This window comes from Bacteroidota bacterium (assembly GCA_041658205.1).
GTDB lineage: Bacteria > Bacteroidota > Ignavibacteria > UBA10030 > UBA8401 > UBA8401.
In genome coordinates this window covers 1,654,102-1,670,716 of the sequence record JBBAAO010000001.1, presented here as the reverse complement: position 1 = coordinate 1,670,716, position 16,615 = coordinate 1,654,102, and the positions used below count along the sequence as shown (strand labels likewise).

Below are 16,615 nucleotides of genomic sequence, written 5' to 3'. Positions count from 1 at the left end.
CTTTTCTGTAAATAGTTTTTGCTTTCAAGTTTTCTTCACCTATATTCTTTTGTATTACAAAAGGAAAAATTGAAATGCGCCAATTAGTCATTGGAATAGCCGGCGGCACCGGTTCCGGAAAAACATCCGTTACAAACAAGATTTTGGAACGATTACATTTCACCGAAAATGTTGTTGTTATTCAACACGACTCGTATTATCGGGATCTTTCCTCTTACAATGGAATTACTCCCGACCATATCAACTTTGATCATCCTGATTCGCTGGAGACAACACTGCTTGTTGAGCATATCAAAGAATTGCGGAAGGGAATTCCGATTGAACAGCCGTTGTACAACTTTACGACACACTCTAGAATGAAAGAGACGCGTCATCTGGAACCGAAGGATATCATTATCATTGAAGGAATTTTGATCTTTGCTTCTCTAGAGCTTCGAAATTTAATGGATATTAAAATTTTCATTGATACTGATGCTGATGAGCGGTTGCTTCGTCGCCTGAAACGAGATATCATCGAGCGTGGTCGTTCAATCGATTCAGTGATGAATCAATATGTCACCACTGTTAAACCGATGCATCTTGAATTTGTCGAACCAAGCAAGCGATATGCTGACGTCATCATACCGCTCGGAAGTGAGAATCTTGTGGGAATCGACATGGTTGCAGTGAAGATTGAAACCATGCTGAAATAAGGTCTTTTTGAAAGAAAATTATACAGCAATTCATAATTATGCATTGCTCATTAAGAATCGCTAACGAGCCAAAAATAGCTTTTTACTTTTCAAAAAAAAATATATCTTCATCACGCGTATTTAATTGAAAGCCAACAACAGAGAATGTCTATTAGAAGCAAACTATCTCATTCAGTGTCATCGGCACACCAATCGTATAAAAAGACGACTCTCGCCAACGGAATTCGTGTTATCACCGAAGAAATTACTTCTGTAAAATCTGCCTCCATTGGAATTTGGATCAACACCGGTTCCCGAAACGAAACCGAAACATCCAACGGTATTTCCCACTTTATTGAACATATGATGTTCAAAGGAACCGAAAAAAGAAATTTTCAACAGATCGCTCAGAGTTTGGAATCCGTCGGCGGATACATGAATGCATTCACAACGAAGGAGCATACATGTTATTATGCTCGAGTGTTGGATGAGTATGTAGAGAAAGCGGTGGACGTTCTTTCCGATATGATTCAGTTTTCCACCTTTCCCATAAAGGAAATGGAAAAAGAAAAGACCGTCATCTTGGAAGAGATCAAACGTTCCGAAGATGATCCGGACGATCTTGTGCAGGAATATTTTGAGAAACATTTGTTTGGCGGGCATCCGTTTGCACGTCCGATCATCGGCACTTCGGAAAATGTTTCCCGGTTTACCCGCGACGATCTTTATTCGTACACAAAAAAATTCTATTCCAACGAGAAAATCATTCTGGCCGCGGCAGGGAATATTACCCATGGACAGTTGGTGAAGTTGGCGGAAAAATATCTCACACGAAAAAAACAGAGCGGTGAAAAATTCAAAACATTTTCTTCGCTTAAGCCAAAACGAAATTCTCAGGAATATTCCAAACCAATTCAGCAGGCACATGTGTGCACTGGTACGATTGCATTTAGTGCCCACAATAAATTGCGATATCCTGCGTTGGTGATGAATTCCGTTCTTGGAGATGGAATGAGTTCACGGCTCTTTCAGCAGATCCGGGAGAAACATGGATTGGCATATAGTGTCTATTCATTTTTGGGGTTAATGAATGATACCGGTTCGTTTGGGATCTATGTTGGCACAGATAAAAAATCCGTGCAAAAAGCGCTCGATCTTTCCTTTGCTGAATTACACAAAATGAAAACAAAACTGTTATCAAAATCCGAATTGCAAAGAGCAAAGGCACAGTTGAAGGGGAGTATGTTATTAAGTCTGGAAAGTACTTCAAATAGAATGATGCGTCTCGGCAATGGGGAATTATATTATGGAGCGTACACCCCGCTTGATTCCATTGTGAAGAATATTGATTCTGTTTCGGTGGAAGAGGTTCAAACGGTTTCGCAGCAATTGTTCGACATGGAAAAGTTCACAACAGTTATTCTTAATCCTGAATTGAAAAACTAAATTACCACAACAATAAACTTAAACAAGTGAGATGATACTATGATTATCGGAGTTCCGAAAGAGATCAAAACAAATGAAAATCGTGTAGGACTTGTTCCGGTCGGCGTAGAAACACTGCGCCAGTACGGTCATACCGTGTATGTCGAAACCAAAGCTGGTGTCGGCAGCGGATTTGAAGATTCTGCTTACATTGAAGCAGGAGCCAAAATTGCAAAGAATCCAAAAGAATTGTATCACAAAGCGGATATGATTATTAAGGTGAAAGAACCAATTAAATCTGAATACAACCAACTCCGTCGTGATCAAATTGTATTTACTTATTTTCATTTTGCAGCGAGCAAAGAATTGACGGTAGCGATGATTAAATCGCAGGCAGTTTGTATCGCCTATGAAACAGTTCAGAAAGAAGATAATTCACTTCCGCTTCTTATTCCGATGAGTGAAGTTGCCGGCCGTATGGCTCCGCAAGAAGGAGCGAAATATCTGGAACGTACCATGGGCGGAAGAGGAGTGTTGCTTGGTGGAGTTCCCGGAACAGAACCAGCAAATGTAATCGTCTTGGGTGGCGGAATTGTTGGTACGAACGCAGCAAAGATCGCTGCCGGATTCGGAGCAAAAGTAACAATCCTTGATAATAACTTGTACCGTCTGAGACAGTTGGACGACATTATGCCAAAAAATGTTACCACAATGATGAGCAACCCGTACAACATTCGGAAAATGATTCAAACAGCTGATCTTGTGATTGGCGCCGTATTGATTCCGGGAGCGAAAGCACCGAAACTAATCAAAAAAGAAATGTTGAAGACAATGAAACCAGGTTCTGTGATTGTTGACGTAGCGGTCGATCAGGGTGGTTGTATTGAAACATGCAAACCAACGACGCATGAAAATCCGACATTTGTCATCGATAATGTGATCCATTATTGCGTTGCAAATATGCCGGGTGCGGTTCCGTTTACTTCTACCATTGCGTTAACAAATGCTACATTGCCGTATGCAGTTGAATTAGCAAACAAAGGGTGGGAGAAAGCCGTTCAACAAAACAAAGAATTGAAACACGGTTTAAACATGGTTGATGGTCTCATCACGTATAAGAGTGTTGCCGATGCGTTCAATATGAAATACACACCGGTCGATACAATTTTGCGATAATCTGATATCGTAAAAACCTTCCGAAGAGACCTTCGGAAGGTTTTTTGTTTTAAATACCCTGCAATTTTCTCCTTCCATTCTTGAACTTTTTTTGATACATTTGTATCATGTTTTATTAAGTTATTGTTTAACGATCGACACAAATCTTTCCGATACCAATGCCTAACGTAAAAATTACTCTTGACGGCGTACAATACGAAGTCGATAATAAAAAGACGATCATTGAAGCCGCCCGCGAAAACAAGGTACATATACCACATTTTTGCTGGCACGAAAAGCTTTCCGCTTCCGGCAACTGCCGCATTTGCTTGGTGGAAGTAGAGAAAATGCCGAAGCTCGCCATCGCCTGTATGACACAAGTAACTGATGGGATGGTTGTCAACACGAAGAATGATCGAGTGATTAATGCTCGTGAAGCAGTGATGGAATTCATTCTGATTAACCATCCTCTCGATTGTCCTATCTGTGATGAAGCCGGTGAATGTAAACTTCAGGACTATACTTATAAGTACAGTAAAGGATTCAGCAGGTTCGTCGAAAACAAAGTTCACAAACCAAAACGAGTCGATGTTGGTCCGCATGTAATGCTTGATGCTGAACGCTGCATCATGTGTTCACGCTGCATACGCTTCTGCGATGAAATTGCAGGCCAGCACCAATTGCAATTTGTACAACGCGGCGATCGCGTTGAACTCACCACCTTTCCGGGTGAAGCATTGGACAATCCGTATTCAATGAATGTTGTGGACATCTGTCCGGTCGGCGCGTTAACCAATAAAGATTTCCGTTTCAAATCCCGTGTATGGGAGATGTCGTTTACAGATTCAGTCTGTAATGGCTGTGCGCGAGGATGTAATGTTGAGATCGGCGTACGGAATAATGAAATTCTTCGATTGAATCCCCGAAAGAATGACGATGTGAACAGCGTTTGGATGTGTGATCATGGACGGTTGAATACCTGGAAAGACGTTAACTCAGAACATCGCATCAAAGCTCCCAAGATCAGAAAAGAAGGACAGTTAGTGGAAGTTGGCTGGGATGAAGCAGTTGCGAAGGTTGCTTCCGAATTAAAATCATTCAATAAAAATGAAATTGCATTTCTCGGTTCCTCATTTGCAACGAATGAAGATAATTATGTTTTTGCAAAATTTGCCAGAGAAGTTATCGGGACACGCAATATAGATTTTAGTCGTCTTACTGAAGGAGCAGATGATGCAGTTTTGATCAGAGCTGACAAAACACCAAATGCCTCTGGTGCGATTGCTGTCGGCGTTGTTCCGCACGACAATGGATTGCATTTTGAACAGATTATTTCTGCAGTGAAGGCCGGGAAAATAAAAGCACTCTATTGTCTGGAAGATGATATTGCATCGCTCCCCGGAGTGGAAGAAGCATTATCCAATCTGGAATTTTTTGCCGTTCACGCAACTAACCACACTAAGACTACTCAATATGCTCACGTTGTTCTTGCTGCTTCAACATATGCAGAAAAGAACGGAACAATAACAAATTTCCAGAATCGCGTTCAGCGTATTCGTCCTGCCGTGACGACTCTTGAGCAGGACCGCGCACTAGATAATTTCGAAATGAGCCGATGGGACAAATTTGCAGCCCATAATGACAAATGGGGAAAAGGCCCTCGTCGCGATGCACGTCCTTCGTGGAAGATTGTTACAAGCATAGCCGGAGTGATGGGGACGAAGTACAAATTCAATAACGCAGACGATGTATTCAACGAAATTTGTCAAAAAGTTGAAGGCTTCAAAGGTCTTTCGTATTTGAAGGTCGGTAAAAAAGGTGCAGTTCTCAAACAAACTCATGTAACTGTTTAATCGATAGATATTGATATGGAAATTTCACCAGTAATAGAAGCACTTATTAAAATCCTGATTGTTATTTTCGGAATTCTCCTTCCGTGTGTAACGTATCTTGGAGTTCAATTAGAACGTAAACTCAGTGCCTGGATCCAAAATCGTATTGGACCAAATCGTGTGGGCTGGCTTGGGCTGGCTCAACCGTTTGCTGACATTCCGAAATTGTTCTTTAAAGAAGATATTGTTCCGGCTGCTGCAAATAAATTTGTCCATTCGCTTGGACCGCTAATCTCTTTGACTATTGCATTTTCAACATTTGCGGTGATTCCGTTTGGCGATACCCTTCCCATTGTTTTAAACGGAGTTGCCTATGACATAAAGTTACAGATTGCCGATGTGAATATTGCCGTTCTTTATGTTCTGGCGCTTTCTTCGTTAGCAGTTTATGGAATAACATTGAGCGGATGGTCATCCAATAACAAATATTCGCTTCTCGGCGGAATTCGTTCCTCAGCACAAATGATCAGCTATGAACTTTCTCTTGGTCTATCGATTATTGGTATTGTGATGTTGAATAACACTTTGCAGCTGGATGATATCGTGAAAGCACAAAGTGGTTATTATCTTTTTGGTTTCTTGCCAAACTGGAACATATTTTTACAGCCGATAGGGTTTGTCACTTTTTTCGTGGCAATGTTTGCTGAAACAAACCGATTACCGTTTGATCTTCCCGAAGCAGAACCGGAACTTGTCGCAGGATACCACACGGAATATACCGGAATGAAATTCGGAATGTTTATGTTGTCCGAGTATCTTGCATTGTTCGCAGCCGCAAGTATGATCACGACTTTGTATCTTGGTGGATGGCAGGCACCATATATTGATTATTTCAACCTTCCACCGATACTTGTAAGTTTGTTACAGCTTGGCGCGTTCTTTACAAAGTTTGCGCTGGTTGTTGTTTTCTTCATGATCGTTCGATGGTCGATGCCGCGATTCCGTTACGATCAATTGATGAATCTTGGTTGGAAAGTGATGCTTCCGTTGTCGCTTCTCAATATTGCCTTGACAGGATTGTTTATTCTTAAACCTATTCATACATGGTTCAATTAATATGAGCGACGAAAAATTATTAGAAAAAAGTGAATTGATTCGTGTGAAGGATCTTTCGTTTCTTCAACGTGCTTACGTTCTTGAAATACTAAAAGGAATGTTCACTGCCGTGAAACAAATTTTCAAACCGAAGTTTACGATTCAATACCCGGAAGTAAAGTTCGAACATGCGGCTTCGTTTAGAGGACGACCGGTGTTGGTGGAAGAAAACGGTACAGAGCGTTGTGTGGCCTGCGGATTGTGCAGCAGAGTTTGTCCGGCATTGGCGATTGAAGTGCAGGCAGCAGAAACAGAACTGACGAAGGAACGTTATCCTGAAAAATTTGAAATCAACATGACCCGCTGTATCTTCTGTGGATTCTGCGAGGAAGTCTGTCCCGAAGAAGCGATCATTATGAGCAATGAATATGAACTGGCCTTCTCCAGTCAACAGGAATCAATTTTTGGGAAAGATCGGCTTTTGAAATCAGCTGAAGAAATGAAACCACGATTGGATTTCTTACGCGACCATCGGTGACCTCTAAAGTAAATTGAATTTCATTTGAACTAAGCAATGCGCTGAATATATTATCGGCGCATTGCTGTTTTAAAGAGGTTTAATCTCTTAAGGGTCTAATTCCCCGCCGCTTGCGGCGTCATTCCGGCGAAAGCCGGAATCCAGGAACTGGATGCCAGCGTACGCTGGCATGACAATATACCTCGCGGCTTGCGGCGAGGACATTCATTCGAAATTTGGAATCTTTTCAAAGTTATTCTCAACAAAAAGATTCCGAAATATTGCGCAAGGAAGATATATGCTTACAACGGTTCTCTCCGCTGCAACGTACGGCATTAACGCATATCTCATTGAAATTGAGACAAATATTGAAAACACGGTTCCGAATTTTTTTATGGTTGGTCTGCCGGATAACGCCGTAAAAGAATCTCGCGAACGAGTTGCTACTGCAATTAAAAACTCTGCTTATACCTATCCCAATAAACGGATCACCATCAATCTTGCGCCTGCCGATGTCAAAAAGGAAGGTTCTGCTTACGACTTGCCGATTGCCATAGGGATGCTTGCGTCCAGCGGTCAAATACGTGAAGATCGATTGAAAGAGTTTGTTATTCTTGGTGAACTTTCGTTGGAAGGGACAATGCGTCCGGTCCATGGCGTGCTTCCTATCGCCGTGGAAATGAAGAAAAAAGGAATCCAGGGAATTATTCTTCCAAAACAAAATGCCAACGAAGCTGGGATGGTTGAGGGTATCGACGTCTACGGTGTTGAGACGTTAACCGATGCTGCTGAAATTTTAGAAGGGAAGTCATTAATCGATCCATTGCGTTTGGATCTTCAACAAGTATTTGCTGTTGAACAAAAATACTTCCAGGATTTTTCTGATGTGAAGGGTCAAGAAAATGTAAAACGAGCCTTGGAAGTTGCCGCAGCGGGTGGTCACAATATTATCATGATAGGGCCTCCAGGTTCCGGAAAAACAATGCTGGCACGTCGTCTACCGAGTATTCTCCCGCCGATGTCTTTCGAAGAGAGTATCGAAACAACAAAGATTCATTCTGTTTCCGGATTATTGTCTCCGGGGTCAGCTCTTGTTGTTCAACGTCCTTTTCGATCCCCACACCACACTATTTCCGATTCCGCTCTTGTCGGAGGTGGAACAATTCCTCGTCCTGGAGAAATTTCTCTTTCTCACCATGGTGTGTTATTTTTAGATGAGCTCCCTGAGTTTGCCCGCAATGTATTGGAAGTGATGCGCCAGCCGTTGGAGGATTCCAAAGTAACAATCAGTCGTTCAAAGATGTCCGTTGACTATCCTGCAAATTTTATGCTCGTCTGTGCCATGAATCCTTGTCCCTGCGGCAATTTTGGAAACCCGCATCATGAATGCACTTGCACGCCGATGATGATTCAAAAATATATGGCTAAGATCTCCGGGCCGTTATTAGACAGAATTGATATTCACATTGAAGTGCCGGCGGTGAAAGTTGCAGAGCTTGCTCAAAAGAAACCGGGAGAACCTTCCAGTGCGATACGGGAACGGGTAGTGGAGGCGCGTAAGATTCAATTGAAAAGATTTTCGCAACAAAAAAATCTTTTTTCTAATGCTTCAATGCAATCGAAGGAGATTCGGGAATATTGTCGAATTGATTCTGCAGGAGAGGATCTATTAAAAATGGCAATGACAAAACTTGGTTTATCAGCACGGGCATATGACCGGATCTTAAAAGTTTCAAGGACGATTGCAGATTTAACAAGTAGCAAGGATATCCAAACGGAGCATCTGAGTGAAGCAATTCAATATAGAAGTTTAGATCGAAGTGTTTGGATGTAAATAACCTTGTCAAGGCTTCGAAATGTAACGGTAGCCTTGACAAGGTTATTCTTATTAAGGTTGAACAATTTATGGGATACTTACCCGAGCACTATTATCACGTTTACAACCGTGGAACACGCAAACAAAAAATATTCTTCGAAACCAACAATTATCATCACCTTATTAATCTCTTCGTAAAGTATCATTTAAAATATCAAGTGACGATAGCTTCGTACTGTTTAATGTCGAACCATTATCATCTTGTCCTTAAACAAAGCGACTCAGGTTCAATTGGAGCATTTCTAAAAACTACATTGAATGCATATACTCAATCTGTTAATGCTCGCTTTGGTTTGGGTGGAACACTCTTTCAAGGACAGGCGAAAGTGAAGCATATTGATACTGATTCATATTGTCTGGAGGTAATTCGTTATATTCACCTCAATCCGGTTACTGCAAAATTGGTTTCTAAACCAGAAGAATGGGAATTCTCAAATTATCAGGAATGGATAGGTTTGAGAGATGGCATTTTGATTGATTCTGCCTTAGAAACAGCATACTTTAGAAGTAAAAGGGATTATGCGCTTTTTGTTAGTGAGTATATTGAAGAAAAGGATAAGAAAATTATTGCGAATTACAATTTTAATGAAGATGTGTAATTTTACCCTTGTCAAGGTTTCGAAATGTTACTTAAACCTTGACAAGGGTAGAGGGTATTTGCTCTCAAAACACGGATTTGTTGGATACTTCAAACAGAATTATTTGCAGATAGAAATAAAACGCTAAATGTTTCTATGCCAGAAACAACACAGGTTGATACACTCGGTTTGAGATAAATATTATTGTTTTGATACAATCATAATCTTGCCAAGGTTTTGTTATTATTTGCGAATCTCATCGGAAGTACGGATATTCAGTTGAAATATTTGAGTAATGCGAAGCAAATCAACATAGTTGCACAGTATCCTCTGAATGTAACGAAGGAGTCATGATGAATCTCGTTTCACAAATATTGGTTGGTTTTGTTGCCGTTGAACACCTTTATATACTATGGCTGGAGATGTTTATGTGGACGAAACCGCTTGGACGAAAAACGTTTAGCACTCTTCCTTCGGATATGTTTGAAAAGACAAAGGCCTTGGCGGCAAATCAGGGACTCTATAATGGATTTCTTGCAGCCGGTTTAATCTGGTCACTGCTTATTCAAGACCCTATCTGGTCAAAGAATGTGGCTCTCTTTTTTACATCCTGCGTGGTGGTTGCAGGAGTCTACGGTGCAGCAACAGCAATGAAAAAAATATTTTTTACTCAAGCTCTCCCGGCATTGATTACATTGACAGTTTTGTTATTTCTATAGCATTTGCATTAACAATTGTAACAAAAACTTATTCGGTCTACATTCTGCATAACTTCTTTCGAATATTTTCGTAAATTCATCCCACTATCGTGATGTTTAATCAATTTTATTTTTTTCTACTATTTATTCACAATCTTCAAGGAGATGAAATGAAGACATTCGGTCTTTTCCTTTTTGTGGCGATGATTACATTGTCACAAATGAAAGCGCAAACCAAAAGCATGGTTGCTGATATTAATATTCCATATGAAAAATTCACATTGGATAATGGATTAACAGTGATCGTGCATGAAGATCATAAAGCACCTGTAGTGGCTGTGAACGTATGGTATCATGTAGGTTCAAAGAACGAAAAACTTGGGAAAAGCGGTTTTGCTCATTTGTTCGAACATTTAATGTTCAATGGAAGTGAAAATTTTAATGATGATTATTTCAAAACCATGGAACGGATTGGAGCAACAGATTTGAATGGCACAACAAACGAAGATCGTACCAATTATTTTCAGAATGTTCCAAAGAATGCAGCGGATATCGCTCTGTGGATGGAATCCGATCGGATGGGCCATCTTCTCGGCGCCATCAATCAAGCAAAACTTGATGAACAACGCGGAGTGGTGCAAAATGAAAAACGTCAGGGTGAAAATGAACCGTATGCGATTGCTGATGAACTTTCTGTAAAAGCCACATGGCCGGTGGGTCATCCGTACTCGTGGACGGTGATTGGCTCAATGGAAGATCTGAATGCAGCTTCGTTAGACGATGTGAAAGAATGGTTTAAAACTTACTACGGTGCTGCGAATGCAGTTGTCGTGGTTGCCGGCGATATTGATGTGAAGACTGCAAAAGAAAAGATGCAGAAGTTTTTTGGTGATATTCCTTCCGGTCCTCCGGTAGCAAAATACAGCGAGTGGATTGCAAAACGATCCGGTACACTTCGCCAAGTTGCGGAAGACAGAGTACCTCAAGCACGGTTATATAAGGTTTGGAATGTTCCCCGATGGGCGAGCGAAGAAAATGTCTACTTTGATCTGTTGACGAATATTCTTTCGGCTGGGAAGACGTCTCGTTTTTACAAACGTCTGGTGTATGACGATAAAATTGCCACACAAGTTTTTGCTGCAATGGACAGTCGAGAAATTGCGAGTCAATTTTACATTATGGGAAATGCCAAACCGGGAGTTCCGCTTGCTAAAGTAGAAAAAGCAATCGATGAAGAGATGCAGAAAATTTTGGAAAAGGGAATAACCGAACAAGAACTTCAGAGAGCAAAAACTCAACGCGTAGCTGCATTTGTCCGAGGAATTGAACGAATCGGCGGCTTTGGCGGTAAATCGGATATTCTTGCGCAAGCGGAAGTATTTGCCGGCGATGCAAGTTATTATAAGACTCGATTAAACACTCTGCAAAATGCAACGGTTCAAAATATTAACGAAGTCGCGAAACAGTGGCTGAGTGACGGTGAATATATTATTGAAATACGTCCCTTCCCAAGTTATAAGAATGAACTGGCGGATTCGACACTGCGCAAAGCAATGCCCAAAGCCGCTGATCAGGCAGATGTTTTATTCCCGAAATTAGAGCGAGCAACGCTCTCCAATGGATTAAAAATTATTCTAGCGGAGCGTCAATCTGTTCCGGTGGTTAATTTTAGTCTGTTGTTTGATGCTGGATATGCTGCGGATCAATTTGCCCTTCCTGGTACTGCGACTCTAGCGATGGATATGATGGATGAAGGAACGAAGACACGGTCAGCACTGGAGATTAGCGAAGAACTTTCCAACCTTGGTGCAACACTTGGAACTGGATCGAATCTCGATATGTCGCTTGTTACATTCTCTTCATTGAAGGCAAATCTTGATCCATCGCTTACACTGTTCGGCGATGTTGTCTTGAATCCTTCATTTCCTGAATCTGATTTTAAACGATTACAACAGCAATTGCTTGCAGGAATACAGAATGAAAAAAGCTCGCCGCAATCTATGGCAATGCGTGTGATGCCCAAAGTTCTTTATGGCAAGGACCATGCGTATGGAAATCCGTTAACCGGTTCGGGAACGGAAGAATCCGTTTTAAAAATCAAGAAGGATGATCTGATAAAATTTTATAAGTCATGGATCAAACCGAACAATGCAACACTGATTGTTGTGGGGGCAACAACAATGAGCGAGTTGAAGCCAAAACTCGAAAAATTATTTAAAGATTGGAAAATGGACAAGAATATTCCAAAAAAGAATATCTCTGACGTATCAATACCGGAAAAACCGACTGTCTACATTGTTGATAAACCTGGTGCTCTTCAATCAAATATCTTTGCAGGTCATGTTGCAGTTCAAAAGGCAAATCCGGATGAATTTGCCATTACCATGATGAACGAAATTCTCGGCGGTGCTTTCACATCGCGTGTGAACATGAATTTACGTGAAGACAAACATTGGGCGTATGGTGCCTTTACCACTTTTGTTGCGGCAAAAGGACAGCGTCCGTTCCTAACGATTGCTCCTGTTCAAACGGATAAAACAAAAGAATCATTTGTTGAGATCAAAAAAGAATTGAGCGAAATCGTTTCTTCAAAACCTGTTTCGAAAGAAGAATTTGAAAAAGTACAGAAAAATGCATCGCTCCGTCTTGGCGGCCGATGGGAAACAAATAATGCCGTACTTGGATCCATCACTGAAATGGTACGTTTTGGGTATGAAGATGATTATTGGTCAACCTATGCCAAAACGTTACAAGGAATGGAGTATGATGATGTAGCTTCAGTTGCCAAGAAAGTTCTCCGTCCCGATAATCTCGTCTGGGTTGTCGTTGGAGACAAGGCTAAAATTGAACAGGGAATTAAAGAACTGAACTACGGCGAAATAAAATACCTTGATGCCGACGGCAATGATCTATCAACACTGGAACAAAAGTTGCCACCGATGGAGAAAAAGAAGTAACTAAAGTCGGATAGGATTGTAGTTTAAAAAACAAGGGCCGTTTTTCCACTAAAAAAACGGCCCTCTCTTTGTACCATAAAACAACAATGTGATTATTTTATTTCTGAACAATCGATCCGCTAATGACTAACATTTTCGCTTTAAGTTCATCCGAAATCTGTCTGAAAATATAGTCGGTTGATTCTGCTTTGGAAACGGGAGCGATGGTAATCTCATCTGCATGTTCCAAATAAATCAATGCTAAATGCGCTTTGTAACATAAGGATGGTGATGCATTTTCAGCGATTACCCATTTTAACTTCGCATTGGCAGTTGTAAAATTCAATGACGAAAAATATTTCTTGCACAGTACTATATTATAAATGGATCCGTCAACAATGCCGGGAATGTCGCTTTCCAATGATGGCACGAGTGACTTATCTATTATTTTCTGGAATTTCACAGATTCAAATTTCACGTCCTTAATCTGCGCAATACCCTGTACAGTTGTTGCACCCAACAACAGTATTACCGCTGTGAACCGCAATAGTGTATTCATGTTCCGATCCTCCTGAATTGTGTGAAATGTTGTCGCTCGCCTATTAGTGTTACAAAGGGAGTGCCAACATTTATTTTTTCAGAAGTATTGATTTTTTGCAAAATTTAGCGGAGATCTCTACATTTTGCATGAAAAGAAAGGTGCCACATAACATCACGGGTTTGTTCAATTATGACGCTAAGTGGTTGATAGAGAAAGGCTTCCATTACAAAAACGCAATAGGGAGCAATGGAAAAATTGTGGCACCCATTGATTAAACCCACTTGTCATTTTTATACATTCTTTGCAGTCGATTGTTTAATGCGCGGCGGGTCATGCCAAGCAACTCAGCTGCTATGGTTTGATTTCCATCGGCTCGTTTCAATGCTTCTTCAATGATGGAATCTTCGGCTTCCTTCATTGTTGGAAACCTTCCGGGGAAATTCACCAAGGTAAACGATGTATTGTGCTGAAGAGATGGGGTAGTATCTTGGTTCGATAACGAAATAGTATTTCGAATAGAATCGAGAGACAATACTCCAGATGAATGGAGGCTCACAGCATCGAAAATAAGTCCTTCCAACTCGCGGACATTTCCCGGAAAGGAATAATTATTTAATAACGTATATAATTCCTTTGGAGGTGTAGGCTTTTTCTTGTTCAACGAAGCGGCCGCTTTTGCGAGAAAATGGTCAATTAAAAATGGAACGTCAGACTTTCGCTCTCGTAATGGTGGAATGTGCACATGATGAGATTTCAAACGATAGTAAAGATCTTGTCGGAATGTATTTTGTTGCTGCATCAACTTAATGTCGCGATGTGTTGCAACAATAATACGGGCATGAGAAAGTTTGGCAATATCGGATCCGAGCGGGAAATAATGCCCGTCTTGTAGCAGCCGAAGTAATTTTACTTGCGACTCTATGCTTAAATCACCTATTTCATCCAGAAAGAGTGCTCCCTCATCCGCTTTTTCAATCAATCCCTTGCGTTCAGAATCAGCGCCGGTGAAAGCACCTTTCTTATGTCCAAACAATGTATCCGAAAAAAAATTGTCATCCAGTCCGGCTACGTTAATGGAAATCAATTCACCCCTTCTTCCGCTTGCGGTATGAACAGCACGGGCAAAAAGTTCCTTTCCGGTTCCCGTTTCACCGGTGATAAGAATAGGAAGATTTGTTTTGGCTACAGCTTCAATATATTTAAAGATGGAATGTAACGAATTGCTGCGGGTAACAATCTCCTTAAAGATATCAGGATTCACAACATCGTCTCGAAGGAGAGATTGTTTTAATAATTCATTCTCATGTTTAATCTCTGCCAATTCAATACCGTGTCGTACGGTAGTCACTAATTTTGCATCGGTAACAGGTTTCACCACATAATCGAACGCTCCCTCTTTAATGCAGAGTACGGCACTTTCCACATCATTCACTGCAGTCAGAACAACAACAGGAATATCCGGGTGATGTGCGGTAATTAATACGAGTAGTTCCAGTCCTGAGATATTGGGCATATTGATATCCAGAACAATCAAAGAGTATTTATTCTCTTTGAGTAATTTCATCACCTTAATGCCATCGGAACAAGAGTTGATATTATTGAAACCGTTGGATCGTAGTGTCAAATCTACACTCAAGAGAAAGTGCTCTTCATCATCAACAAGAAGGATAGGGAAGTGGGGAAAATGTTTTGTGCTCATAAATGTTTTGGTGTTTCTACTTCACGTGAGATAGGAAGTGTTATTTTCGCAATAGTTCCTTTGTTCACTTCGCTCTTAAACAGTAGGGTGCCATTGTGATTTTTAATAATATTATAGGAAACAGAAAGACCCAGACCTGTTCCTCCCGAATTTCGTTTGGTAGTGAAGAAGGGATCCATAATATATCTCATATCGCTCTCTTTGATACCGATGCCGTGATCTTCAATGGAAACACGCACCCTGCTTCGCTCTGCATCGAACGTTGTTGAGATTTTTATTTGGGCGAAACTATCTTTAAGGGATTGACATGCGTTTGTAATGAGGTTTACGACAACCTGTTCAAGCTGTTGCGCATTTCCTCGTATCTTTGGAAGTAGTGTTGCGTACTCGACAGTAAAATTCGATGTAGAGGCTTTGATCATAGTTCCAGTAATGGCAACAGCCATTTCTACGACATTGTTTACATCCACCGTTTCGTTGAGTGAGTCACTGTCAAGTTTAGAATACTCTGTCAGCCGTTTTGTGATCGTCGAAATACGTTCTGAGCCCTTCACTATTCCTTCCGACGATTGGACCATTTTATCTTTACATTCACTATAGGGAATTCCCGCCAAACAAAAATCACCATTCACTTTATAGTATTCATCAAGAATCGGGAGGACATCTTTCCACATTTTGGTGAATAACTGTGCATTGAGCATCAAAAAATTATTCGGATTATTCACTTCATGTGCAATACCTGCAACCAATGTCCCGAGTGAAGCCATTTTTTCCGCTTGTCTTAATTGACGACTTCGATGAACCGCAGCTGCCTCAGCACGCTTTAAATCTGTAATGTCGTTAATCAGTCCATCGTATGCCACAGACTGACCCCGATCATTTTTCGAGATAACAATCTTGTTCCGGATCCAGCGTGTTGTGCCATCGCTGTGTATAATGCGATGCTCCACCGGATCACATTCTTTTCCCGTTAATGCTAATTGTGCTTGTCGTAGAACGTTCTCACGCTCTTTTGGATGAATCATCCTGTACCAAAGGTCAGGATCCTTTTGATAATCTTCCGGTGTATATCCGGTGATGGCGAAACAGCCCGGTCCGTGATATGTTCCGACAGCAACACCATTTTTAATAGTGACCGTATAAATATAATCGGTGAGATAGTGGACTAACTTTTCGTAACGATTTTCTGTGCTCATTGTTATTTATGAAAATAATTAACCGATGTCATGGTATACTGGCTTTTCCGCATCTATAATCAATCGACTATAATTTTTTAGAAATTAATTTGACTGACATAAATAAATATAGAAATTTATATGACATAACGAAGACCGAATAATATTTCAGAATCTGATGATTGTTTTGACTGATCTAAGTGTTACAGCAAAGAGTACATAAAAATAAAACAGGAACAACTATTGACATATAAAAATTATATGTTATATTACATATAGTTCTTTTTCATAGATAATTAACATTCATCAAGAGTGGATGAGGGACTGACCCGAAGATTCCACAGCAACCGGCAACTCAAACAGCGTTGTGCAGGTGCTAAATTCAGATTCTCCGTAAGGAGAACAAGATGAACTAAA

The 16,615-nt window shown here is 40.7% G+C and carries 13 protein-coding genes and 1 riboswitch; of the genes, 10 read left to right on the top strand and 3 right to left on the bottom strand.

Translation table 11 applies throughout. The annotated features are described in order from the left end of the window. Positions 1-74 precede the first annotated feature (74 nt). The 10 genes from udk (at position 75) to WDA22_06880 (ending at position 12,804) form a co-directional block, all read left to right on the top strand. Positions 75-692, top strand: coding sequence for a uridine kinase (udk, locus tag WDA22_06925; GenBank protein ID MFA5833192.1), 618 nt, complete (start codon positions 75-77; stop codon positions 690-692). A gap of 174 nt (positions 693-866) precedes the next feature. Then, positions 867-2,117, top strand: a complete 1,251-nt coding sequence (locus WDA22_06920) for a pitrilysin family protein (protein ID MFA5833191.1) — start codon at positions 867-869, stop codon at positions 2,115-2,117. 39 nt (positions 2,118-2,156) lie between these two features. Beyond that, positions 2,157-3,272, top strand: coding sequence for an alanine dehydrogenase (gene ald, locus WDA22_06915; protein ID MFA5833190.1), 1,116 nt, complete (start codon positions 2,157-2,159; stop codon positions 3,270-3,272). Between the two features lie 158 nt (positions 3,273-3,430). Then, a complete protein-coding gene (locus WDA22_06910) occupies positions 3,431-5,104 on the top strand; it encodes a molybdopterin-dependent oxidoreductase (protein ID MFA5833189.1) in 1,674 nt (557 codons plus the stop codon). Between the two features lie 15 nt (positions 5,105-5,119). Further along, positions 5,120-6,199, top strand: coding sequence for an NADH-quinone oxidoreductase subunit NuoH (gene nuoH / locus WDA22_06905; protein ID MFA5833188.1), 1,080 nt, complete (start codon positions 5,120-5,122; stop codon positions 6,197-6,199). 1 nt (position 6,200) lies between these two features. Beyond that, positions 6,201-6,716 carry an NADH-quinone oxidoreductase subunit NuoI gene (gene nuoI, locus WDA22_06900; GenBank protein MFA5833187.1) on the top strand — a complete coding sequence of 172 codons (516 nt, stop codon included), beginning with the start codon at positions 6,201-6,203 and terminating at the stop codon, positions 6,714-6,716. A gap of 277 nt (positions 6,717-6,993) precedes the next feature. Then, entirely contained in the window at positions 6,994-8,529 is a 1,536-nt protein-coding gene (locus WDA22_06895; GenBank protein ID MFA5833186.1) for a YifB family Mg chelatase-like AAA ATPase, read from the top strand. Between the two features lie 71 nt (positions 8,530-8,600). Further along, on the top strand, positions 8,601-9,170 hold the full coding sequence (locus WDA22_06890; protein ID MFA5833185.1) for a transposase: 570 nt from the start codon (positions 8,601-8,603) through the stop codon (positions 9,168-9,170). A gap of 332 nt (positions 9,171-9,502) precedes the next feature. Then, positions 9,503-9,868 (top strand): DUF1304 domain-containing protein, encoded by a 366-nt coding sequence (locus WDA22_06885; protein MFA5833184.1) that lies wholly within the window; start codon positions 9,503-9,505, stop codon positions 9,866-9,868. A 149-nt stretch (positions 9,869-10,017) separates the two neighbouring features. After that, the gene (locus WDA22_06880) at positions 10,018-12,804 is read left to right on the top strand and encodes a pitrilysin family protein (GenBank protein ID MFA5833183.1); all 2,787 of its coding nucleotides are present in this window, start codon (positions 10,018-10,020) and stop codon (positions 12,802-12,804) included. Between the two features lie 97 nt (positions 12,805-12,901). Here WDA22_06880 and WDA22_06875 read toward each other — a convergent pair whose 3' ends face one another. The 3 genes from WDA22_06875 to WDA22_06865 form a co-directional block, all read right to left on the bottom strand. Next, positions 12,902-13,342, bottom strand: coding sequence for a hypothetical protein (locus WDA22_06875; GenBank protein ID MFA5833182.1), 441 nt, complete (start codon positions 13,340-13,342; stop codon positions 12,902-12,904). A gap of 253 nt (positions 13,343-13,595) precedes the next feature. Beyond that, the gene (locus WDA22_06870) at positions 13,596-15,023 is read right to left on the bottom strand and encodes a sigma-54 dependent transcriptional regulator (protein MFA5833181.1); all 1,428 of its coding nucleotides are present in this window, start codon (positions 15,021-15,023) and stop codon (positions 13,596-13,598) included. Beyond that, on the bottom strand, positions 15,020-16,219 hold the full coding sequence (locus tag WDA22_06865; protein ID MFA5833180.1) for a PAS domain-containing sensor histidine kinase: 1,200 nt from the start codon (positions 16,217-16,219) through the stop codon (positions 15,020-15,022). The genes WDA22_06870 and WDA22_06865 overlap by 4 nt, the downstream gene beginning before the upstream one ends. A gap of 279 nt (positions 16,220-16,498) precedes the next feature. Further along, a riboswitch (SAM riboswitch) is annotated at positions 16,499-16,612 on the top strand. The last annotated feature ends 3 nt before the right edge of the window (positions 16,613-16,615 follow it).